The organism is Microbacterium sp. zg-Y625, from assembly GCF_030246925.1.
Classification (GTDB): Bacteria; Actinomycetota; Actinomycetes; order Actinomycetales; family Microbacteriaceae; genus Microbacterium; species Microbacterium jiangjiandongii.
In genome coordinates this window covers 2,947,501-2,969,427 of record NZ_CP126740.1, presented here as the reverse complement: position 1 = coordinate 2,969,427, position 21,927 = coordinate 2,947,501, and the positions used below count along the sequence as shown (strand labels likewise).

22 protein-coding genes and 1 pseudogene are annotated in these 21,927 nt (G+C 70.3%); 21 read left to right on the top strand and 2 right to left on the bottom strand.

The window, feature by feature from the left end; translation table 11 throughout:
* Nucleotides 1-68: 68 nt before the first annotated feature.
* The 12 genes from prpB to QNO14_RS13775 all read left to right on the top strand — a co-directional run bounded on the left by prpB (nucleotide 69) and on the right by QNO14_RS13775 (nucleotide 11,615).
* A complete protein-coding gene (gene prpB / locus QNO14_RS13830; RefSeq protein ID WP_257506532.1) occupies nucleotides 69-968 on the top strand; it encodes a methylisocitrate lyase in 900 nt (299 codons plus the stop codon).
* A 7-nt stretch (nucleotides 969-975) separates the two neighbouring features.
* Nucleotides 976-2,163: a bifunctional 2-methylcitrate synthase/citrate synthase gene (locus tag QNO14_RS13825; RefSeq protein WP_257506533.1), complete on the top strand. Its 1,188-nt coding sequence runs from the start codon at nucleotides 976-978 to the stop codon at nucleotides 2,161-2,163.
* Nucleotides 2,164-2,400: 237 nt separating this feature from the next.
* The gene (locus QNO14_RS13820; RefSeq protein WP_257494353.1) at nucleotides 2,401-3,690 is read left to right on the top strand and encodes a sugar ABC transporter substrate-binding protein; all 1,290 of its coding nucleotides are present in this window, start codon (nucleotides 2,401-2,403) and stop codon (nucleotides 3,688-3,690) included.
* A 113-nt stretch (nucleotides 3,691-3,803) separates the two neighbouring features.
* The gene (locus QNO14_RS13815) at nucleotides 3,804-4,688 is read left to right on the top strand and encodes a carbohydrate ABC transporter permease (RefSeq protein WP_257506534.1); all 885 of its coding nucleotides are present in this window, start codon (nucleotides 3,804-3,806) and stop codon (nucleotides 4,686-4,688) included.
* Nucleotides 4,685-5,512, top strand: coding sequence for a carbohydrate ABC transporter permease (locus QNO14_RS13810; RefSeq protein WP_257506535.1), 828 nt, complete (start codon nucleotides 4,685-4,687; stop codon nucleotides 5,510-5,512). Before QNO14_RS13815 ends, QNO14_RS13810 begins: the two co-directional genes overlap by 4 nt.
* A gap of 1 nt (nucleotide 5,513) precedes the next feature.
* Nucleotides 5,514-6,917 (top strand): glycoside hydrolase family 3 N-terminal domain-containing protein, encoded by a 1,404-nt coding sequence (locus QNO14_RS13805; protein ID WP_257506536.1) that lies wholly within the window; start codon nucleotides 5,514-5,516, stop codon nucleotides 6,915-6,917.
* Entirely contained in the window at nucleotides 6,914-8,101 is a 1,188-nt protein-coding gene (locus QNO14_RS13800) for an anhydro-N-acetylmuramic acid kinase (protein ID WP_257494349.1), read from the top strand. The genes QNO14_RS13805 and QNO14_RS13800 overlap by 4 nt, the downstream gene beginning before the upstream one ends.
* Nucleotides 8,098-8,979: an N-acetylglucosamine kinase gene (locus QNO14_RS13795; RefSeq protein WP_257506537.1), complete on the top strand. Its 882-nt coding sequence runs from the start codon at nucleotides 8,098-8,100 to the stop codon at nucleotides 8,977-8,979. The genes QNO14_RS13800 and QNO14_RS13795 overlap by 4 nt, the downstream gene beginning before the upstream one ends.
* Nucleotides 8,972-9,904 (top strand): N-acetylmuramic acid 6-phosphate etherase, encoded by a 933-nt coding sequence (gene murQ, locus QNO14_RS13790; RefSeq protein ID WP_257494347.1) that lies wholly within the window; start codon nucleotides 8,972-8,974, stop codon nucleotides 9,902-9,904. The genes QNO14_RS13795 and murQ overlap by 8 nt, the downstream gene beginning before the upstream one ends.
* Nucleotides 9,904-10,785, top strand: coding sequence for a MurR/RpiR family transcriptional regulator (locus QNO14_RS13785; protein ID WP_257494346.1), 882 nt, complete (start codon nucleotides 9,904-9,906; stop codon nucleotides 10,783-10,785). Before murQ ends, QNO14_RS13785 begins: the two co-directional genes overlap by 1 nt.
* A 138-nt stretch (nucleotides 10,786-10,923) precedes the next feature.
* A complete protein-coding gene (locus tag QNO14_RS13780) occupies nucleotides 10,924-11,163 on the top strand; it encodes a hypothetical protein (protein ID WP_257506538.1) in 240 nt (79 codons plus the stop codon).
* Between the two features lie 38 nt (nucleotides 11,164-11,201).
* A complete protein-coding gene (locus QNO14_RS13775; protein ID WP_257506539.1) occupies nucleotides 11,202-11,615 on the top strand; it encodes a hypothetical protein in 414 nt (137 codons plus the stop codon).
* 113 nt (nucleotides 11,616-11,728) lie between these two features.
* Here the strand turns inward: QNO14_RS13775 and QNO14_RS13770 are convergent, their stop codons facing one another.
* Nucleotides 11,729-12,874: an acyl-CoA dehydrogenase family protein gene (locus QNO14_RS13770; RefSeq protein ID WP_257494343.1), complete on the bottom strand. Its 1,146-nt coding sequence runs from the start codon at nucleotides 12,872-12,874 to the stop codon at nucleotides 11,729-11,731.
* A 104-nt stretch (nucleotides 12,875-12,978) separates the two neighbouring features.
* Between QNO14_RS13770 and QNO14_RS13765 the strand changes: the two genes are divergently transcribed.
* The 4 genes from QNO14_RS13765 to QNO14_RS13750 are packed head-to-tail and all read left to right on the top strand — an operon-like array spanning nucleotide 12,979 to nucleotide 16,838.
* Nucleotides 12,979-13,974 carry an NAD(P)H-dependent flavin oxidoreductase gene (locus QNO14_RS13765; RefSeq protein ID WP_257506540.1) on the top strand — a complete coding sequence of 332 codons (996 nt, stop codon included), beginning with the start codon at nucleotides 12,979-12,981 and terminating at the stop codon, nucleotides 13,972-13,974.
* Nucleotides 13,975-14,034: 60 nt separating this feature from the next.
* Nucleotides 14,035-14,790, top strand: a complete 756-nt coding sequence (locus tag QNO14_RS13760; protein ID WP_257506541.1) for an SDR family NAD(P)-dependent oxidoreductase — start codon at nucleotides 14,035-14,037, stop codon at nucleotides 14,788-14,790.
* 49 nt (nucleotides 14,791-14,839) lie between these two features.
* The gene (locus QNO14_RS13755) at nucleotides 14,840-15,646 is read left to right on the top strand and encodes an enoyl-CoA hydratase/isomerase family protein (protein ID WP_257494340.1); all 807 of its coding nucleotides are present in this window, start codon (nucleotides 14,840-14,842) and stop codon (nucleotides 15,644-15,646) included.
* Nucleotide 15,647: 1 nt separating this feature from the next.
* A complete protein-coding gene (locus tag QNO14_RS13750) occupies nucleotides 15,648-16,838 on the top strand; it encodes a thiolase family protein (protein ID WP_257506542.1) in 1,191 nt (396 codons plus the stop codon).
* A 29-nt stretch (nucleotides 16,839-16,867) separates the two neighbouring features.
* Here the strand turns inward: QNO14_RS13750 and QNO14_RS13745 are convergent, their stop codons facing one another.
* Nucleotides 16,868-17,659 carry an enoyl-CoA hydratase/isomerase family protein gene (locus QNO14_RS13745; protein WP_257494338.1) on the bottom strand — a complete coding sequence of 264 codons (792 nt, stop codon included), beginning with the start codon at nucleotides 17,657-17,659 and terminating at the stop codon, nucleotides 16,868-16,870.
* An 81-nt stretch (nucleotides 17,660-17,740) separates the two neighbouring features.
* Between QNO14_RS13745 and QNO14_RS13740 the strand changes: the two genes are divergently transcribed.
* From QNO14_RS13740 to QNO14_RS13720, 5 genes and pseudogenes are all read left to right on the top strand, one after another.
* Nucleotides 17,741-18,109, top strand: a complete 369-nt coding sequence (locus QNO14_RS13740) for a DUF4286 family protein (RefSeq protein WP_257506543.1) — start codon at nucleotides 17,741-17,743, stop codon at nucleotides 18,107-18,109.
* Nucleotides 18,070-18,875: pseudogene (locus QNO14_RS15335) on the top strand (enoyl-CoA hydratase-related protein). The gene QNO14_RS13740 and the pseudogene QNO14_RS15335 overlap by 40 nt, the downstream one beginning before the upstream one ends.
* Nucleotides 18,876-18,943: 68 nt before the next feature.
* Nucleotides 18,944-20,098, top strand: a complete 1,155-nt coding sequence (locus QNO14_RS13730) for an acyl-CoA dehydrogenase family protein (RefSeq protein WP_257494335.1) — start codon at nucleotides 18,944-18,946, stop codon at nucleotides 20,096-20,098.
* Nucleotides 20,095-21,045, top strand: coding sequence for an acyl-CoA dehydrogenase family protein (locus QNO14_RS13725; protein WP_257506545.1), 951 nt, complete (start codon nucleotides 20,095-20,097; stop codon nucleotides 21,043-21,045). The genes QNO14_RS13730 and QNO14_RS13725 overlap by 4 nt, the downstream gene beginning before the upstream one ends.
* A 59-nt stretch (nucleotides 21,046-21,104) precedes the next feature.
* Nucleotides 21,105-21,914, top strand: coding sequence for a FadR/GntR family transcriptional regulator (locus QNO14_RS13720; protein ID WP_257494333.1), 810 nt, complete (start codon nucleotides 21,105-21,107; stop codon nucleotides 21,912-21,914).
* Nucleotides 21,915-21,927: the final 13 nt, after the last annotated feature.

The window sequence follows — 21,927 nt, the reverse complement described above, 5'->3', positions numbered from 1 at the left end:
GAATCGCCCGGTGGCGCTTCCCACGCGATGGATCGGCGACGTTGTGCACGCCCGAGAGGAGACCACTGATGCTGTATTCGACCGTGACCCCCGCTGACAAGCGGCGGCTGTTCCGCGAGCGCCTCGCGACAGGCGAGCTGCTGCGCTTTCCCGGGGCGTTCAACCCGCTGTCGGCCCGCCTCATCCAGCAGAAGGGGTTCGAGGGCGTCTACATCTCGGGCGCGGTGCTCAGCGCCGACCTCGGGCTTCCCGACATCGGGCTGACGACCCTCACCGAGGTCGCCGGGCGCGGGCAGCAGATCGCCCGCATGACCGACCTGCCGGCGATCATCGACGCCGACACCGGGTTCGGCGAGCCCATGAACGTCGCCCGCACGATCCAGACCCTCGAGGATGCCGGCATCGCCGGAGCCCACATCGAGGACCAGGTGAACCCCAAGCGGTGCGGCCACCTCGACGGCAAGGCGGTCGTCGACGAGGACACCGCGATCAAGCGCATCCGCGCCGCCGCCGACGCCCGCCGCGACCCGAACTTCCTCATCATGGCGCGCACCGACATCCGCGCCGTCGACGGGCTGGATGCCGCCATCGACAGGGCCCGCGCCCTCGTCGACGCCGGCGCCGACGCGATCTTCCCCGAGGCGATGCGCACCCTCGAGGAATTCGCCGCCGTGCGCGCCGCCGTGGACGTGCCGATCCTGGCCAACATGACGGAGTTCGGCAAGAGCGACCTGTTCTCGGTCGAGCAGCTGCGCGACGTCGGCGTCAACATCGTCATCTGGCCGGTCTCGTTGCTGCGCATCGCGATGGGCGCGGCGGGACGCGCGCTGGATACGCTGGGCGCCGAGGGGCACCTCACCGGCAAGCTGGGGGAGATGCAGCACCGCGCCGACCTGTACGACCTGCTCGACTACGAGGCGTACAACCGCTTCGATACATCCGTCTTCAACTTCGAGATCGAGAAATGAGCGTGCGATGACCACCGACATCAAAAAGGGGCTCGCGGGCGTCGTCGCCGACGTGACCGCGATCTCCAAGGTCGACCCCGAGATCAACAGCCTCATGTACCGCGGATACCCGGTGCAGGAGCTCGCGGCGACGCAGCCGTTCGAGGCGGTCGCCTACCTGCTGTGGAACGGAGAGCTGCCCACCGATGAGCAGCTCGCCGAGCTGCGCGCGATCGAGCGGGCCAACCGGGCACTGTCGCCCGCGGTGAAGGCCCTCATCGACGCGGTCCCCTTGGACGCTCACCCGATGGACGAAGTGCGCACCGTGGTCAGCCTCATCGGCGCGATCGACACCGCCGGCATCGACAACGTGCTCGACGCGGCCGGGACCCCGGCGGAGAACCTCGACCGCAGCATCCGACTGTTCGCGGCGCTGCCGGCCGTCGTCGCCTACGGGCAGCGCCGCCGCCACGGCGAGCAGCTCATCGAGCCGCGCGAAGACCTCGACTACTCCGCGAACTTCCTCTGGATGACGTTCGGCGAGGAGCCGCATCCGGTGGTGGCCGACGCGTTCAACCGCTCGATGGTCCTGTACGCAGAGCATTCGTTCAACGCCTCGACCTTCACCGGCAGGGTCATCACGTCGACCCTCAGTGACCTGTACTCCGCCGTGGTCGGGGCGATCGGCGCACTCAAGGGGCCGCTGCACGGCGGCGCGAACGAGGCCGTGCTGCACATCTTCACCGAGATCGGGGATGCCGACAACGTCATCCCGTGGCTCGACGAGGCCCTCGCCGCGAAGCGCAAGATCATGGGGTTCGGGCACCGCGTGTACAAGCGGGGCGACTCGCGCGTGCCGACGATGAAGGCGGCGCTGGACACCCTCATCGCCCACTACGACCGCCCCGACGTCGCCGCGCTCTACGAGACGCTGGAGTCGGAGTTCGTCGGCCGCAAGGGGATCTACCCGAACCTCGACTACCCGTCGGGTCCGGCGTACAGCCTCATGGGGTTCGACACGCTGACCTTCACGCCCCTGTTCATCGCGGCGCGCGTGACCGGCTGGACGGCGCACGTCATGGAGCAGCAGGCCGCCAACGCGCTCATCCGCCCCCTGTCGGCCTACGACGGTCCCGCCGAGCGTCACATCGACGGCTACGTTCCGGATGCCGCACAGGTCGAGGCGCTGCAGCGCGCGGAGGAAGCGGCGAGCTGACCCACCGCGCACCCTGCTGAACGAAGGGCCGCCGGGTTTCCGGCGGCCCTTCGTCTGCCCGTACGCGGGCCCGACCGTGCTCTGCTGGGGGATGCGGGAAACGTCGCGACGCCGAAACACGCGTGTCATCGCGGAAGATCACAATGAAAGAACATTCCATAAGTTGCGCTGACTTATGGAGGTTTGTTCCGTAGTCTGATCGCGGGCCGCAGAGGCCGAATGCACAAAGGAGTTCACATGAGGAAGCACATCTTGCCCATCGCTGTGTTGGGTGTGGCAGCTCTCGGCCTCACCGCCTGCGGTGGCGGCGGGAACACGGGCAGCGACGATGCCGGCGGCGAGGGCAAGACCCTCGACGTTTGGATCATGCAGGGCACCAACCCCGACGCCGAGCCGTTCTTCGACGAGGTCGCCGAGGCCTTCGAGGAGGAGACCGGAGCGACGCTGAACGTCGAATTCGTGCAGTGGGCCGATGCCCACGACCGGTTCGTGACGTCGATCGCCGGCGGCACCACGCCCGATGTGGCGGAAACGGGTACGACGTGGACCGCGGAGTTCGCCGATGCCGGAGCGCTCGCACCGATCGGCGACATGGTCGCCGAGGCAGGCATCGACGACGACCTGGTGGCCGGGCTCGTCGAGTCCGGGACGTACGCCGACGAGCTCTACGGCATGCCTTGGTATGCCGGCGTCCGCTCGCTGGTGTACCGCACCGACGTCTTCGAGGAGCTCGGTCTCGACGCCCCGAGCGACTGGGAGGAGCTGCGCGCCGCGGGGCTCGCCATCAAGGAGGGCTTCCCCGACATGACCGCCGTGGCCGTTCCCGGCGACGCGGAGCAGACCGTGTATCCGTGGGTCTGGGGCGCGGGCGGCACTGTTGCCACGCAGGACGGCGACGAGTGGGTCAGCGGCCTGGACAGCGCGGAGTCCATCGCCGGGCTCGAGTTCTGGACCGGCCTCGCGACGGAGCACGGTCTCTCGTCGGCCGGCGCGACGACGTGGAAGGAGACGGACGTGCTCGACCAGTTCGCCGCCGGAACCGTTGGCATGGCGGTCATGGGCTCGTGGACGCCGACGGCGATCGTCGACAAGAACCCGGAGATGGACGGCAAGTTCGCCGCGATCCCGATCCCCGCAGAGGACGGCGGTATCGCTCCGTCGGTGCTGGGCGGCTCGCACCTGAGCATGTTCGAGACGGCCGACGACAAGGACCTCGCATTCGCGTTCATCAAAATGATGACCACGGGCGAGTTCGCGGAGAAGTGGGGCCAGCAGAGCGGCTACTTCCCCGGTCAGACCTCGCTGCTGGAGGAAACCATCGCCACGGCCGACCCGATGCAGCAGCCCTTCGCCACGCAGATGGTCGAGGGTGGCGGCTCGCTTCCGGTCACGCCCACCTTCGGCGCTGTGCAGGCGAAGAAGACCACGGGCGCGATGGTGCAGGCGATCCTGTCGGGCCAGAAGGACGTCGCGACGGCGGCCAAGGATGCCGCGGCCGAGATGACCGCCGTGCTCAACGGCCAGTGATCGACTAGGAGCAGCTCCGCATGACGCTCATGCCCACAGCCCCGGCGGCGGAGGCGACCTCCGCCGCCGGGGGGACGGCGCCAGTGGCCACATTCATTGGGCGCAAGCGCCCAATGGACCGCTGGAGGCCATGGCTTCTGCTCGCGCCCGCGCTGATCGTGGTGGGCGGGCTCCTGCTCTGGCCGCTCGTGCGCGTCGTGCTGTTCTCGCTGCAGGACTACGGGCTGCGCGAGATCGTCTCGGGAGAGACGAACTACAACGGCTTCGAGAACTACGCCGAGGTGCTCGGCAGCCCGACCCTTTGGAGGGTCGTGCTGCCGAACACGGTCGGGTTCGCGGTGCTCGCCGTCTTCGGAACCGTGGTGCTGGGCACCCTCGTCGCCCTTCTGCTGCAGTCTCTGGGGCGCTTCTGGCGCCCCGTGGTCGCCAGCGCGATCATGGCCGCGTGGGCCATGCCCGCCGTCACCGGCACGTACGTGTGGGTGTGGATCTTCGACGCGGACCGCGGCATCGTCAATCAGCTGCTGATCGGCGCCGGCCTCATGGACGAGCCCTACAACTGGTTCACCAGCCGGTGGTCGTTCTACGCGATCGTGCTGCTGAACGTGATCCACCACGGCTTCCCGTTCGTGGCCGTGACGGTGCTGGCGGGCCTGCTGGGCGTCCCGAAGGAGACGCTCGAGGCCGCCTCGCTCGACGGCGCGAACGCCTGGCGGCGGTTCTGGAACATCACCGTCCCGCAGCTCAGCCAGGTCTTCGCCGTCGTGATCATCCTGTCGACGATCTGGGACTTCAAGGTGTTCTCGCAGGTGTACCTGATGCCGGGAGGCGGCGGCACCAACCGTGAAGTGCTCAACCTCGGCGTGTGGTCGTACGTCGAGTCCTTCGGTCAGAACCGCTACGGGTTCGGTTCGGCCATCGCGGTGCTGCTCACCGTGCTGCTGCTCATCGTCAGCGTCGTCTATGTGCGACGCCTGCTCAAGGAAGACGAACTGTGAGGCGCCGCTCGCGCGCGCGGCAGCTGCTGAAGGGCGTCCTGGTGGCGCTGCTGCTGCTGTTCACGCTCTTCCCCACGTACTGGATGCTGGTGAGCGCCTTCGACGCGACGCCCTCCGGCGGGGTCGAAGCGTTCCCCCAGGACCTCACGGTCGACAACTTCACCTATGTGCTCACCGACGGCGGCTTCCTCGGGTTCCTCCGCAACTCCCTGGTCGTCGCGCTGGTGGTGGTGGTCGTCTCCGGACTGCTGTCGCTGCTGGCATCCGTGGCCGTCGCCCGCTTCCGGTTCCGGCTGCGCACGCAGCTGGTGATGATGATCCTCATCGTGCAGATGGTCCCGCTCGAGGCGCTGGTCATCCCGCTGTTTGTGCAGGTGCGCGATCTGCAGATGCTCGGCACGCTGCTCGGGCTCATGGTCGTGTACACCGCCCTCGCGCTGCCGTTCGGCATCTGGATGCTGCGGGGGTTCGTCGCGGCCGTGCCGGTGGAGCTGGAGGAGGCGGCCTACCTCGACGGCGCATCGTGGTGGCGGATGTTCCGCTCGGTGCTGCTGCCCCTCGTCGCCCCGGGGCTCGTGGCCACGAGCGTGTTCGCCTTCATCACGGCATGGAACGAGTTCATCTTCGCGATGACGCTGCTGGGCGGTTCGACCGAGAACTACACGGTCGCCATCGGTCTGCGCCAGTTCTTCGGCCAGCACTCCAACGACTGGGGAGCGGTGATGGCCGCCTCGACACTCATCACGGTGCCGGTGATGATCTTCTTCATCATCGTGCAGCGCCGCCTGTCCAGCGGGCTCGTCGCTGGAGCGGTGAAGGGCTGAGATGCGCGACATCGACCTGATCCCGGGTGTGCTGCTGCCGGGATTCGCCGGCCGCGCCGTGCCCGAGTGGCTGCGCGCCGAGCTTCACCACGGGCTCGCGGGGGTCTGCCTGTTCGCGGGTAACATCGACCCCGATGACCCCGCCGGCACCGCCCGGCTGGCCGAGCGGCTGCGCGGGGAGCGCGCCGGTGTGCTCATCGCGGCCGACGAGGAAGGCGGCGCCGTCACCCGGCTGGAGTCGGTGACGGGGTCGACCCTGCCGTCCCCGGCGCAGCTCGGCCTGGTCCCCGCCGACGTCGCCGAGCGCGCCGGGAGCGTGCTGGGCGCGCGGGTGCGCCGGGCGGGGATGAACGTCGTGCTGGCACCGGTGGCCGACGTCAACGACAACCCGGCGAACCCCGTGATCGGACCCCGCTCGTTCGGCGCGGACCCGCACCAGGTCGCCGCGCGCGTGGCCGCCCAGGTCGCCGGCATCCAGACGGCCGGCGTGGCGGCGTGCCCCAAGCACTGGCCGGGTCACGGCGACACCGACGTCGACTCCCACCGGGGTCTGCCGACGGTCTCCGAGGCCACGGCGTCTCGGCACGCCCCACCCTTCGTCGCCGCGATCGAGGCCGGAGCGCGCGTGATCATGACCGCTCACCTCGTGGTGCCGGAGTGGGGCGACCTGCCGGTGACGGTGAACCCCGCCGCGATCGCGCGGCTGCGCGCGCTCGGGTTCAATGGAGTGGTCGTGACCGATGCCGTCGAGATGGCCGCCATCGCCGCCGCGTACGGCGCGGGCGGCGGCGCCGTCCGCGCGCTCGCCGCCGGAGCGGACCTGATCTGCATCGGCAACCCCGAGCATGCGGGCGTCGACGATGAAGCGCAGTACCGGGAGGTGGCGGATGCCGTGGCCCGAGCGCTCGCCGACGGAAGCCTCGAGGCGGCGCGGCTGCGCGAGGCCCATGACAGGGTGTCGCGCTTCGCCGCGCACGTGGCCTCCGACCGACGGCCCGATGCCGCGGAGCCGGGTGGGCCGACCCTCGCGGCATCCGATGCCGGGCTCATCGACGCAGCCTGGCGCGCCCGTGCGGAATCCGGCGCGGTCGCCGCGCTGCGCGATCTGGGCGACGTCGTCGACGCGCGCGACCACGCCACTCAGGCTGTCGCATCGCGGGCTGTGCCGGTTGTCGATCTGCTGCGGGGCCTCTGCCGACCAGGCAGCGCGGTGACGGCCGTCGTGACCGATCGCGCTACCCCGGCTCAGCGCGCGGCCGTCGCCGCGGCGGCCGCGCGGGGCCAGACGATCGTCGTGCACGTCGGGGCGCTCCCGGCCGCGTGGGACGCTCCGACCGTCGCGGTCGGAGCGGACTCCGCGTTCTCCGCGGCGATGCTGCGCCGGTGGATCGAGGGGGGCGAGTGAGGATCCTCGCGCTGCAGTCGGGCACGAGCGCCGACGCGATCGATGCCGGCATCGTAGAGGTGCGCGCGCACGGCGACGAGCTGGACGTCGGGCTCATCGCCTACGCCGAGACCCCGTGGACGGCGGAGGAACGTGCGCTTCTGCTGCCCGCCCTGGGCGGCGACCCCCTCAGCCCGCAGCACTGGACGCGCCTGACCACCCTGGTCGGGCAGGCGTTCGCGCGTGCGGCGGGCAACCTGATCGACGCCCATGGCGACGTCGACGTCGTCTGCTCGCACGGGCAGACCGTCTTCCACGGGGTGGACGGCGGGCGGGTCTGGGGGACGCTGCAAATCGGCGAGCCGGCGTGGATCGCCGAGCGCACCCGGCGTCCCGTGGTGTTCAACCTCCGCGTGGCGGACGTCGCGGCGGGGGGCCAGGGCGCTCCGCTCATGGCCGTCTTCGACGGACTCTGGCTGCGCGCCGCCGCCGAACGCGCGAAAGCGCCCGTCGCCTCTTTGAACCTCGGCGGCATCGCGAACATCCAGGTCGTCACCGAGCAGGGCGGGGTCACCGCCTTCGACGTCGGCCCCGCGAACGCTCTGATCGACGCCGTCGTCGCGCGGGGGACCGATGGTGCGGAGGCGTACGATCGCGACGGCTCCCGCGCCGCCTGCGGGGCGGTGGACGCGGACCTGCTCGAACGCCTGCGCCGGCATCCCCATTTCACCGCCGACGTCCCGAAGACCACCGGCCGCGAGACCTTCACGCTGCACACGGTCGATGACGCGCTCGACGGGCGCACCGTGGCGCTCGACGACCTGTGCGCCACCCTGGCCGAGCTCACCGCGACGACCATCGCCGACGCCCTGCGCCGTCACGCCGGCGATGCCGCCGTTGTCGTCGCCTCGGGCGGCGGCGTGCGCAACCCGGTGCTGATGACCCGGCTGCGCGCACTGCTGCCGGCGCGGGTCGACACCAGCGACGAGTGGGGACTGCCCGCGGCGGCGCGGGAGACGGTCATGTTCGCCGTGCTCGCATGGCTGTCGGCGGCGCGCGTGCCGCTGTCGCTTCCCGGGACGCCGGCCGGCCGCGCCGCGGTGGCGGGACAGTGGGATCTCTCGGCGCAGGCGGTCCCCGAGATCGCGCGCGCAACAGCGCCGCGGGTGCTGCGCATGCACGTGGACCACGGAGGGAGGGCATGAGCGTCGCGGCGGTCGACCTGGGCAAGACCGGCTGCCGGGTGCGCGTCGGCACGGCCTCTGCGGCGGGCGTGGGCTTTCCCGGCCTGGCCGACGCCGACGGGGCCGGCCAGGCACTGGCGGCCGTCGCCGCCGCGTTCGACCGCCTGCCCGACGACGTTCGCGAGGGCGTCACCGCGATCGGAGTGGGAGCGGCAGGAGCCGAGGCCGCCCGCTCCGGAGCTGCGGCACTGGCGACGGCGCTGGCGGGGCGCCTGTGCGTGCCCGCGGCCGTCGCGAGCGACGCTGTCACGGCGCATGCGGGAGCCTTCGCCGGCTCGCCCGGCACGATCGTCATCGTCGGCACCGGCACCGTGCTGATCACCCTGCGCGATGGTGCGCTCGTGAGGGTCGACGGGTGGGGGCCGTGGCTCGGCGACGAGGGGAGCGGACGATGGATCGGGCAGGAGGGTCTGCGGGCGGTGCTCGCCGCGCATGACGGCCGCGGACCGCGCACGACGCTGAGCGAGCACGCGCGGGCGGTTGCCGGACCGCCATCGGCGCTCCCCGCCTGGGTCTCCGGCAGCGGCGCCCCTGCTCGGCAGCTCGCGCGATTCGCCCCCTCGGTGCTCAGCGAGGCCGGTGACGGCGACCCCATCGCTCAGGACATCGTCGCGCGCGCCGCCCGGGCGGTGGCCCATGCGTGCACGGCGACCACCGGACCGTACTGTCTGCTCGGCGGCATCGCGGGCGCCCCCGCGTTCCGTTCACCGGTGACGGCTCTCCTCACGGCCCAGGGCGCAGAACTCGTCGATCCCCGCGGAGATGCATGCGACGGTGCGGAATTCATCGCGCGCCGACGGGGATCGGCCTACGAAGGAAGCGTGGTACGCCATGACTGATGTGGATGCCCTGGGTCGGGAACTGTCGGGGCTGGTCACGGAGGGCGTCGACCCGCAGTTCGCGGCGCTCGATCTGATGTCGACGCCGGAGCTCGTCGCCGCCATGATCTCGCACACCCGCGACGTGACGGCGGCGCTCGACGTCGCCGCGGATGCCATCGGGCGGGCCGTCGACCTCGCCGCCGAGCGCATGGCTCGCGGCGGGCGCCTGCTTTACGTCGGTGCGGGCACCCCGGGCCGTCTCGGCATCCTCGACGCGAGCGAGATCCCTCCCACGTTCGGCGAGCCGGCGGACCGCGTCGTCGGCATCATCGCGGGCGGGCCCGCCGCAGTGACCACCGCCGTCGAGAACGCCGAGGACGACGCCCCGGCCGGTGCCGCCGACCTCGAAGCCGCCGCGGTCGGGCCGGACGACTGCGTGATCGGGGTAAGCGCCTCGGGGCGCACGCCTTACGTCGTGGGCGCGCTCGGCCGCGCGAGGGAGCGCGGCGCAGCGACCGTTGGGGTCAGCTGCAACGCCGGATCACCGGTCGGCGCGGCATCCGACATCGCCATCGACGTCGTCGTCGGACCCGAGCTCATCGCCGGCTCCACCCGCCTGAAGGCGGGGACCGCGCAGAAGATCGTGCTCAACACCGTCTCGACGCTCGTCATGGTGCGGCTGGGCAAGACCTACGGCAACCGCATGGTCGACGTGCGCGCGACCAACGCCAAGCTGCGCGCCCGCGCGCTGCGCACCGTGATGACGGTCGCCGACGTGCCCGCCGGTGACGCCCGCCGCGCGCTCGACGCGACGGCGTGGGCCGCGAAGCCCGCGATACTGATATGCATGACGGGGACCACGGCCGAGGCCGCGCAGGCGGCGCTCGCCGCCGCCGGCGGCAGCCTGCGCACGGCGCTGCGTGAGATGACCGAGGTGTCCTGATGGATGTGCTCCTGCGGGTGCGGCAGGCGCTCGATCGGCTGAGCGCATCGGAACGGCGGGTCGCCGAGACGGTGCTGGCCGACCCCGACGCACTGCGGACATCGACGATCATGGGGCTCGCGCAGGCCAGTGGGGCCTCTCAGTCCACGGTCGCGCGGTTCTGCCAGAGCCTCGGCTACCCCGGCTTCCGCGAATTCCGGCTCGAGGTGGCGACCGCACTCAGCCGCGATGAAGCGCAGCTCGTGCGCTTCGACATCGCCGGAGGAGAGATCACCCCCGGCGACACGGTCACCGACATCATCGCGAAGATCGCTTTCCAGGAGGTGCAGGCGATCGAGGATACCGCTCAGTTCCTCGACACCGAGGCCGTCACGCGTGCTGTGGAGGCCATTCGGCGCGCGACGCGCATCGAGCTGTACGGGGCCGGCTCCTCGTCGCTGACCGCGCAGGACCTGCACCAGAAGCTCAGCCGCATCGGGAAGCCCGCAGGTGTGGCTGTCGACGTCCACCTGGCGCTCGTGCAGGCTGCGCTGCTGGGCGAGGGGTCGGTGGCGATCGGCGTCTCCTTCCGCGGCGAGACGCGCGAGACCCTGGACTTCCTCGCCGCGGCGCGGGACGCCGGGGCCGTCACGGTGGGCATCACCAACGCCGCGGCGTCATCGCTGGACGACGTGTGCGACATCGTGCTGCGCACGAGCGTGCGGGAGAGCCGCTACCGTAGCGGCGCGATGGCGAGCCGCATCGCGCAGCTCGCGCTCGTCGACATGCTCTTCGTGCTGGTTCTGCAGCAGGACTTCCCGCAGATGACCGAGCGGCTGCGGCGCACCTACGACGCGGTCAGCTCCCGTCGTCCCGGTCGGTCGGCGGGCGAGCACGGCTGACGCGCTCAGCTCACCGGGGCACGGCGCGCTGCAGCGTGGCGACCGCCTCGCGCAGCGCCTTCACCATGACGGGCGCGGCTTCGAGCGTCACCCGCACTTCGGGGCCCGAGACCGGCGAACACCCTCAAGGTCGGCATCATGGACGAGGAGCGGCGCACCACCCTCAACCTGCGCGCGGCGATCGCCGAGGCGGCGGACCGCATCGTTTTCATCAACACCGGGTTCCTCGACCGCACCGGCGACGAGATCCACACCTCGCTGCACGCCGGCCCGGTGGCGCCCAAGGCCGCCATCAAGGCGCAGCCGTTCCTCGGCGCGTACGAGGACGCCAACGTGGCGTCGCGGAGCGGCCCCCGCGCGGCATCGACGACATCCTGATCCCGCCGCTGCAGACCGAGCCGCTCGGCCGTGACGCGGTGCCGGCCGAGGTCGACAACAACGTGCAGTCGATCCTCGGGTACGTGGTGCGGTGGATCGACCAGGGCGTCGGATGCTCGAAGGTCCCCGACATCAACGGCATCGCGCTGATGGAGGACCGGGCCACGCTCCGCATCTCGAGCCAGCTGCTCGCCAACTGGCTCGCGCACGACGTCATCGACACCGATGACGTCGACCGCAGCCTCGAGAAGCTCGCGTCGGTCGTCGACGCGCGGAACGCCGGCGACCCCGACTGCGAGCCCCTGCTCGACGGCGAGGCACGGGGTCGCGGCATCGCCTTCGAGTCCGCCCGCCGCCTGATCGTCGAGGGCGCCGCGCAGCCTAACGGCTACACCGAGCCGATCCTGCACGACATGCGCCGCCGCAAGAAGGCCGACCGCGCCCGCGAGTGAGTATTCGCGCCCCCGAGTGAGTATTCGACGTCGCGAGTGAGTATTGCGGTCGCGACCGGCGGTGACAGTGGTCCGAATCGCGTCGGCGCAGGTGAGATCCGTATTCCGCGCACTCACGCCCGGCGCAGATGACGCGCGATCACCAGGCGCTGGATCTGATTCGTGCCCTCGAAGATCTGCATGACCTTCGCCTCCCGCATGTAGCGCTCGGCGGGGAAGTCGCGGGTGTACCCAGCGCCGCCCAGCACCTGCACGGCGTCGACGGCGACCTTCATGGCGTTGTCGGTCGCGACCAGTTTCGCGATGGACGCGTCGTGGCTGAACGCCTGCCCCCGGTCCTTCAGCCGCGCGGCGGCCAGATACATCGCGCGAGCGGAGGAGACGGCGGCATCCATGTCGGCGAGCAAGAACCCGAGCCCGTCGTGGTCGATGATCGGCTTGCCGAAGGTCTCCCGCGTGCGGGCGTACTCGACCGAGAGGTCCAGCGCCGCCTGTCCTAGCCCAGTGGCCACGGCCGCGATGCCCAAGCGGCCGGAATCCAGTGCCGCGAACGCGATCGCCAGTCCTTGCCCCTCCTCGCCGATGCGGTTCTCGGCGGGTATGCGCACGTCATCGAAGTTCATGGTCGCCGTCGTCGATCCGGTGAGACCCATCTTCTGTTCGGGGGAGGCTGCCGACAGTCCCGGGGTGTCTGCGGGGACGAAGAAGCAGGAGATGCCCTTCCCGCCGTTCTCGGACGTACGTGCCATCACGGTGTAGAAGTCGGCGTGCCCACCGTGCGTGGTCCAGGCCTTCGCCCCGCGGATGACGTAGTGGTCGGCGTCGCGCACCGCCTTGGTGCGCATGGCAGACGGGTCGGAGCCGGCGTGGGGCTCGCTCAGGCAGTAGGCACCGAGTCGCTCGCCGGAGAGCATGTCGGGCAGCCAGCGCTGCTTCTGCGCCTCCGTGCCGTAGTTCACCATCGGGAAGCACGCGAGGGCATGCACGCTCACCCCGACGCCGATACTCGCCCACGCGGCGCCGATCTGCTCGAACACCTGCAGATACGTCTCGGCGGGCTGGGCGGCGCCCCCGTATTCCTCCGGGTAGGGCAGGCTCAGCAGCCCGGCGCGGCCCAGGGCGAGGAAGACATCCCTGGGGAACTTTCCGTCGCGCTCGGCCGCGGCCGCCCGCGGCACGAGTTCGCGGCGGGCGATGGAGTCGGTCAGTTCGAAGAGGGCATCCGCGGTGTCGTCGAGGCTGAGGCGGCGAGCCGACATGCTTCCCCTCTCGGTGCGCTAATGAGCCAATACTATGCAATCTTTACACAAATAAGTACAGTGATCACATCCACGGCCAACGCCCCTCAACGAAAGAGCCGCGCATGATCCGAACTCCGTTCACCGACACATTCGGCGTCGAGCACCCCATCCTCTGCGGTGGGATGACAGGCTTGGGTACGGCAGAACTCATCTCGGCGGTGGCGAACGCCGGGGCCCTCGGGTTCCTCACGGCGCTGACCCAGCCGACGCCTGAGGCGCTCGCCGCCGAGATCGCCCGCACCCGCGATCTCACAGACAAGCCATTCGGCGTCAACCTCACGATTCTGCCCACGATCAACCCGGTCCCGTACGACGAGTACCGCGCCGCCATCATCGAATCCGGCGTGCGTATCGTCGAGACAGCCGGATCCAGCCCCGCGCCCCACATGCCGGATTTCGACGCCGCTGGGGTGCAGGTCATCCACAAGGCCACCAGCGTGCGTCATGCCCTGTCCGCCGCCAAGAACGGAGTCGCGGCCGTCAGTATCGACGGTTTCGAGTGTGCGGGGCACCCCGGTGAAGACGACGTTCCCGGCCTCGTCCTCATTCCTGCAGCTGTTCGGGCGCTCGATATCCCCGTCATCGCCAGCGGCGGGATCGCGACCGGCAGCGGCCTCGCGGCCGCGCTCGCGCTTGGGGCGTGCGCCGTGAACATGGGAACGCGTTTCGTCGCCACGACGGAAGCTCCCGTCCACGACAACGTCAAGCGGCAGATCGTCGCCAACACCGAGCGCGATACCGTCCTCGTCTTCCGCGCGTTCCACAACTCCGCGCGCGTGGCGCGCAACTCGATCTCCGAGCAGATCGTGCAGCTCGAGAAGCGCCCCGGCTCAAGTTTCGCCGACGTGGCGGCCTTAGCCTCCGGGGCTCGGGGTCGCGAGCGGGTCCTCGGCAACGGGCAGATGGAGGATGGGCTGTGGTGGGCCGGACAGACCCAGGGGCTCATCCACGAGATCGACACCGTCGCCAACGTCGTGGGCGGCATCGTGCGCGAGGCGGAGGAGATCATCCGGCACCGTCTGGCCGGGCTCGTTGCGGCGGCCCCCTCCCTGGCGTGACCTGATCGCCGGGAAGAACGACGCATCACCGCCTGCCACTGGCCTTGGAAAGGAACACGCATGAAGGTCGACGCGATCACCGCCGTCGTCACCGGAGCCGCCTCCGGCCTTGGAGCCGCCACCGCCGACGCGCTCGTCACGCGAGGTGCGGAGGTCCTGGGGCTGGATCTCCCGTCGCAGATCGAGAAGGCGCGCCCGCGCGAGGGCGTCCGTCTCGTCGCCGCGGACGTCACAAGTGAGCAAGAGGTGGCTGACGCGCTTGCCTCCGTGCCCTCCGGACGCCCCCTGCGCGTCGTGGTGAACTGCGCCGGAATCGCTCCAGCGCGCCGCATTCTCTCGTCCAAGGGCGCGCATGAGCTGGACCTGTTCCGCCGCGCCCTGGAGATCAACACCCTCGGCACCTTCAACGTCATGCGTTTGGCGGCAGAGGTGATCGCCCGCACTGCGCCAGACGAGCACGGGCAACGCGGCGTAATCATCAACACGGCCTCGGTCGCCGCGTACGAGGGTCAGATCGGGCAGATCGCGTACTCGGCTTCGAAGGGTGCGGTGGTCGGCATGACGGTTCCCGCCGCGCGAGACCTTGCCCGTTCCGGTATCCGCGTCAACACGATCGCGCCGGGCATCGTCGACACGCCCATGCTCGCCTCCCTCGGCCCTGAGGTGGGCGCATCGCTCGCCGCCGGCATCCCATTCCCGCAGCGACTGGCTCGCCCCGACGAGTTCGCCCAGCTCGCGCTGATGCTCATCGATCACGACTATCTCAACGGCGAAGTCGTCCGCATGGACGGCGCTTTGCGGATGCAGCCCCAGTGACCGGCCGCGTTCGCTCAGAAGCGCGAGCCGTGCGGGTGGTGCGCTGACCGTGTCGGGGGCCGTGGGGCGCGTGCGCTCCTTCCACGACGGAGACATCTTCCGAGTCACGCTGAACCGTCCGGAGGCGGGCAACGCCGTTGACATCGATATGGCGCTCGCCCTGCAGGATGCGGTCGCGGCGGGCGAGGCATCCGGCGCCGCGGTGATGGTGTTGGATGCCGCGGGTGGGGTGTTCTGCGCCGGTGGCGACGTCGCCGCCATGGCGCGTGCGTCCGATCCTGGGCGCTTCCTCGAACGCCTGGCCGGCGCGATGCACGCCGCCCTCGAGTCCATGGCGCGATCGCCACTATTCGTGGTGGCGGCGGTCGACGGCGCGGCCGCCGGCGGAGGGTTCGGGCTCGCGCTCACGGCGGACTACCTCATCGCGACGCCGCGGGCGCGCTTCCTCACGGCGTATGCGGCCGTCGGCCTGACGCCGGACAGCGGGGTTTCGTCGCTGCTGGCACGCAGCGTGGGGATGCATCGCGCGCTGGCGCTCGCCGCCACGGGACGCGTGCTAGCGGCAGAAGAGGCACGAGACTGGGGGATCGTGTCCGAGATCGTCGCGTCCGAAGACCTCACGGAGGTGGCCGCGAGGCGCGCCGGTGGTCTCGCGCGCACCGCCGGGCCTGCGCTTGGGGAGACCAAGCGGCTCATCCGTGAGGCGGCCGAAACGATGTACTCGGTGCAGCTCGTCGAGGAGCAGCGCACGATCGGCCGTGCGGCCGACACGGTACACGCCCAGGAGCGCCTCCGTGGGTTCTTGAACCGCGATGCTCTTGCCCGGGCAGCACCGACGAGCGAACAGGGAGTCTGACATGGAGAACGCCGTCCTCGTAGACGCGATCCGCACACCCTCGGGAAGGGGTAAGCCGGGAGGAGCGCTGTCGGGTATCCACCCGGCCGACCTGCTCGCCGAGCTGCTCGTGACACTGCGGGAGCGCAACGGCCTCGACTCCGCCCAGGTCGACGACGTGCTCGTGGGCTGCGTGAGTCAGGTCGGCGACCAGAGCACGAACATCGCCCGGGGCGCCGTGCTGTCGGCCGGCTTCGATGTGACCGTCCCTGCCACGACGATCGACCGCCAGTGCGGCTCGAGTCAGCAGGCGGCGACCTTCGCAGCGCAGGGCATCATGGCCGGCGGATACGACATCGTCATCGCTGCCGGCGTCGAGTCGATGAGCCGCGTGCCCCTGGGAGCCGCGGCACGGGGCGGCTCGCCGGCCGGAAGCCGTCTCACGAGCCGATTCCCCGACGGGCTGGTCAACCAGGGCGTCTCAGCCGAGCTGATAGCGAAGAAGTGGGGCCTGAGCCGTGACGTGCTGGACCGGTTCGCCGCCGAGTCGCACCGCCGCGCCGCGGCGGCGACGGAGACGGGGGCCTTCGCTGCGGAGATTCTGCCGATCATGGTGGCTGGGCCCGACGGCGACCGCATCCTCGATCGCGACGAGACGGTGCGGGCATCCACGACGGCCGAGGGCCTGGCGGCGCTGCAACCGTCCTTCCGCACCGAGGAGATGGAGCGGCGTTTCCCCGACCTCGAATGGGCCATACATCCGGGCAACTCCTCGCCGCTCACGGACGGGGCTTCTGCAGTGCTCATCATGAGCGAGAGTGCCGCGCAGCGCCTGGGTGTGCGCCCGCGTGCCCGGTTCCACAGCTTCGCGGTGGTGGGAGACGACCCCTTGTACATGCTCACCGGCCCGATCCCTGCAACGCACCGCATCCTCGAGCGGTCGGGCCTGGCCATCGGCGACATCGACGCATTCGAGGTCAACGAGGCTTTCGCGTCGGTCCCGCTTGCCTGGGCGGCCGAGTTCGACGTCGACCCGTCGAGGCTCAACCCCCGCGGCGGCGCGATCGCCCTGGGGCATCCGCTGGGGGCGTCGGGTACGCGCCTGCTGACGACGATGCTCCACCATCTGGAGGCGACGGGCGGTCGCTTCGGGCTGCAGACCATGTGCGAGGGCGGCGGGATGGCCAACGCGACCATCATCGAACGCCTCTGACGGCGCGCAGTCCGGGCGGCCCTGCGGGCTCAGTCCACCCAGTGCGGTTCGCGCTTCTGCTGGAAGGCCGCCGGACCCTCCTTCGAGTCAGGGTGCGTCCAATGCCGCTGCACCAGCTCCCACCCCAGGTCGCGGTGACCGCGGACGGAGTCGGCGAGATAGGCGCGGATGACGCGCCGCGTGTGCCGGACGGCTGCCGGCGACCCGCTGCACACTTTTCTGGCGAGGTCGAGGGCGTGCGCGAGCAGATCGTCGGCCGCAAGCACCTCGGAGATCAACCCGCTGTCCCGGGCCGTCAGTGCGTCTACGACTTCGTGTCGCCCCAGCAGGGCCATGCGCACGGCCCGATCGCGCCGCATCAGCGTCATGAGTTCGACCGGTTCGATGCCGCTGACCTGGCCCACGCTCACATGCGGGTCGATGAACCGGGCCCCGTCTGAAGCGATCGCGATGTCCGCGTCCGCGACGAAGTGCAACCCGCCGCCTGCGCAGGTGCCGTTGACGGCGACGATGACCGGGACGTCGACCACGCCGCCGGGCAGGAAGGACAACTCCTCGTCGGCGTCCTTGCCGACGTCGGTGCGATCCGACGCGAGCAGGCTCACGTCCGCCCCTGCACAGAAGTGACGACCGGCGCCCGTGAGGACGACGCAGCGGATGCTGCGGTCAGCCGCGACCGTGCGCCACAGATCGCCGAGGTCTCGGATGAGGTGCTCGTCGAGGGCGTTGGCGCTGGCCGGCCGGTTCAGTGTGACGAGGGCGATGTGGTCGTCGACGCGCAGGTCCACGACCTCGCTGCGGAAGTCTGTCGTACGGGTCATCGCGTCTCCTGGGGGTCGATCTCGGACGGATACATCTATAACATTTAAACGATTATTCTACAGCCGGACGGAAGAGAAGACATGGCCACATCGATCTTGGTGGTGCACTCGCGGCCCGTCGAGGGCAGCGAAGACCAATTCAATGCGTGGTACTCCGACGTGCACCTCCCCGAGGTGCTCCAGGTCGAGGGCTTCGTCGCCGCCCGGCGTTTCCGGTTCGTGCCGGCAGCGGGCGAACAGCCGCCCGGGGGCTTGCCCTACCTTGCGATCTACGAGGTCGCCGAGGGGCGGCTCGAGCAAGCTCGCGCGGCCCTCGCGGCGGCCCTCGACCGCTCGCGTCGGGCCGTATCGGAAGGGCGCGCTCCCGAGCTCGCCGTGAGCAGGACGCTCGACCGTGGGTTCTGGACCGCGTGGTACGAACCCGCAGAGGCCGGCCGGGTGGGCGGGTGATCCCTCCCGGCGTCGACCTCCGCGCGGATCGGCATGACGCGACCGTGGTCGTCGCGTTCGATCGGCCCGCAGCGCGCAACGCGCTGAATGGCCGCACGCGCATCGCGCTTGTGGACCTGCTTGCTCGCCTCGATGCCGACCCGGACGTGCGTGTGGTGGTGCTCACCGGGACCGATCCGGCGTTCAGCAGCGGAGTCGACGTCAAGGAGCTGCTGGCCGAGGGCGCGTACGACCCACCCCCGACGGACCCGGCCAGGTGCCTGCGCGCGATGCGCACGCCCGTGATCGCCGCCGTGAACGGCGCATGCGTGTCAGGGGGCTGGAGATCGCGCTGGCGTGCGGGTTCATCGTCGCGTCGGATCGGGCGGCCTTCGCCGATACGCACGCCGTACTCGGGCTAACCCCGGGGTGGGGGTTGAGCGCGGAACTGCTTGCCGTCGTCGGTGTGGCACGCGCACGGCAGATGACACTCACGGGCGCGTCCGTCGACGCGCGCACGGCTCTGTCCTGGGGGTTGGTCAACGAGGTCGTCCGGCACCTTCGGCTCATGGACCGGGTCCTCGGCCTTGCCGCAGCCATTGCCGCGGCCCCTGCCGCCTCTGTCGCCAACGCGCTCGGGCTTTACCGTGCGGGGCAGGACGACCGCACGGCCCCTGCTGTCGCGCGGGAGCGCAGGGTTCTGCGTGACGGGCGACCCGCGAAGGGTGACGCACGTCATCGGTTCGATCAGCGCGGCGATGATGTCTTGCGCGACCGCGGCCTTTAATAAATAATGCTTAATAAGATTACTATGGACCGGGGGTCAAGCCGCCTGGGGGCCGCCGAGGAGGGGCAATGACGCTCGACTACGGTGAACCGAGCAACGTCACCGCGCTGCGCGCCGAGTTGCAGGACCTCGTCTCGCAGCACATACCGGCCGGGTTCCTGGGCGCGTTCACGCGCGACCCCGCAGATCTGGCCGTCACGGAGCGCTTCAGTCGTGAGCTCGGTGCACGCCGCCTGCTGACTCTGGCATGGCCGACCGAGCACGGGGGGCGCTCCGCCGACGTGCTGTCGCAGACGGCGATGCGTGAGGAGATGTGGGCGGCGCACGAGCCGCGGGGTGCGCAATACATGGGGCTGAACTGGGTGGGTCCGGTGATCATGCGGCACGGCACGGCGCAGCAGCGCGCTGAGCACCTGCCCCGCATCGCCTCCGGGGAGGTCATCTGGTGCCAGGGGTTCAGCGAGCCCGGTGCCGGTTCCGACCTTCCCGCGCTGCGGACCCGCGCCACCCGCGTCGAAGGTGGTTGGCGCATCTCGGGGCAGAAGGTCTGGACCTCTTACGCGAGCATGGCCCAGTGGTGTTTCCTCCTCGCGCGCACGGGGAACGCGGCCGATCGGAAACAGGGCATCACGGTGTTCCTGCTGGACATGGACCAGCCCGGCGTCGAGGTGCGCCCGATCAGCGCGATGCTGGGCCCCCACCACCTCAACGAGGTCTACTTCGACGAGGCCTGGGTGCCGGAGGACGCGGTGCTCGGAGACGTGGACGGCGGGTGGGGTGTCGTCATGGACGTGCTGAGTTTCGAGCGGATCGGCATCGCCCGGTACGCGCGCTGCGAGAGCCTGCTGCGCGCGGCTCCCGACGCGCTGGGCGCTGCGTGGGAGAAGCTCCCCGCGTCCCTGCGGGAGCGTTGGGCGGCCGTGATGGTGCGCACCCGTCAGGTGCGGCTGCTCGCCTACCGCCTGCTGCTCACTGCGCAGGCCGATGCGCCGCCGATCGGCGACACCGCGCTTTACCGCGTCGCCGTCACATCCCTGGACCAGGAGGTTGCCGAGGTGCTCATGGAGATCGTCGAGAACGCGGGGCTCGGCACGAGCGACCCCGACGCCGCATTCGCCCGGGAGGTGGAGGATCACTGGCGCTACGCCCAGGCATCGACCGTCGCGTCCGGCACCCTTGAGATCAACAAGAACGCTGCTGCGCGGCAGCTGGTGCGCCCGTGAACGTCACGCTCTCCGGGGAGGCGCAAGAAGTCGGGGCGATGGTGCGCGACCGCGTCGAGCGTGAGGGGGGCGTCGACCTGCTGCGCGGGGCTGTCGGCGACCCCGGGCGGCGCGACAGGATCGGCGAAATGCTCGGCGAACTCGGGATCTGGGACATCGACCCGGCCGAGGGTGCGACGGAGCTGGAGGTGGCGGCCGAGGTGTGCCGCGTGGCGGGCCGCTTCGCGTTGCCGTACCCGGTCGTGGAGCGGTTGGGGCGATCGGGTGCGGATGCCACGGCCCTCGTCTCTCGCCGCGGGAACCGCGTCGTGCCGCACCTCGACCTCGCGCTCTCGTGGAACGGCATTGATCTCGAAGGCGCCCGCCATCGCCTGCAGCCTCGTGGCTCGGGCTTGGTGCTGGGCACCCAGCTCGCGCCCTTCGGCGTGGAGGCCGATGCCGCCCCCGAGGAGGGGGACGGTCGTCGTGCCGCCGCCCTGCTCATCTCGCTGGAGTCGTGGTGGTTGCTCGGGCTGCTCGAGAGCGCTGTCGAGGACACCGCCCGCTACACCCGGGAGCGGGAGCAGTTCGGTCGTCCGCTGGCGCACTTTCAGTCGGTGGCATTCCAGCTGGCGGACATGTCCCTGGAGGCGGTCGCCTCCGCGGAGTTGGCCAAATACACTCTGTGGGTCCTCGCGTGCGGCGCGGATGCGGACGAGGCACTCATCGAGGCGCTGGGTCTGCGCGTCGCGCTCCAGCGAGCCGCCGGTTGCGTGCTGCGGGGGGCGCATCAGCTCCACGGAGCGATGGGGTTCACCGACGAGGTCGATGTGTCGTGGTTGTCCCGCGCAAGTCAGGCCGCGCGTCGGCTCCCCGAGGATGCGCATCGCACGACGGGCGTTCTCCTGGAGATGCTCGAGCGCGTAGGATACCCGCAGCTCGGCCGGACCGCGCGTCGGACACCGTAAGACTTTTAAGCTTATAGTTGATTCGTTCCCAGCCCGCAGACCATTCGAAGGATCGTGTCTTGGCCGACGAGAATCACAGAGCATCCGGCCTTCGGGCCGGGATGACGCCGCGCATCGCCGAGGCGATCGCCGCCGACCTGCGCCAGCGCATCCTGCAGAGTGATCAGACCGATGTTCCACTGCCCCGCCAGGACGACCTCGTGAAGCAGTACGGGGTCAGCGGGCCGTCGGTGCGCGAGGCGTTGCGAATCCTCGAGGCTGAGGGTCTCATCACCGTCCGCCGCGGAAAGTTCGGTGGCGCATTCGTCCACAAGCCGGACTGGTCCTCCGCAGCCTTTGCCGTCGCTCTGTCCATGCAGGGGCAAGGGGTGCGACTGTCCGACCTGGCCGAGTCCCTGGTGGCCCTGGAGCCCCTGTGCGTGGCAGAGTGCGCGGCGCGAGCGGATCGCCACGCCGAGATCATCCCGGCTCTCCGTCAGAATCTGGCTGAGAACGAATCGCTCATCGGCATCGGGGACCAGTTCTCCGCCAGGGCCCGCGTCTTTCACGAAATCATCGTCGGCGGACTGCAGAACCAGAGCCTGCGCCTTCTCGTGCGCACCCTGTCCGCGGTGTGGTCCATCCAGGAGCAGACGTGGGCGCAGACGGTGAAGGCCGCGGCGCAATATCCCGGTGAGGATCAGCAGCGCGAGTCGCTGCGCACGCACGAGGTCCTGACGAAGCTCATCGACGAGGGCGATGCCGAAGGCGCACGCCGGCTCGCGGAGAAGCACCTGCGCGCCACGCAGCAGATCGTGCTGGATCGTCACGGTGACGAGGTCGTGGACTCGTCGTCCCTTCTGGCCGTGCAGGCGTTCAAGAGTCTCTGAGCCCGCGCGGCGC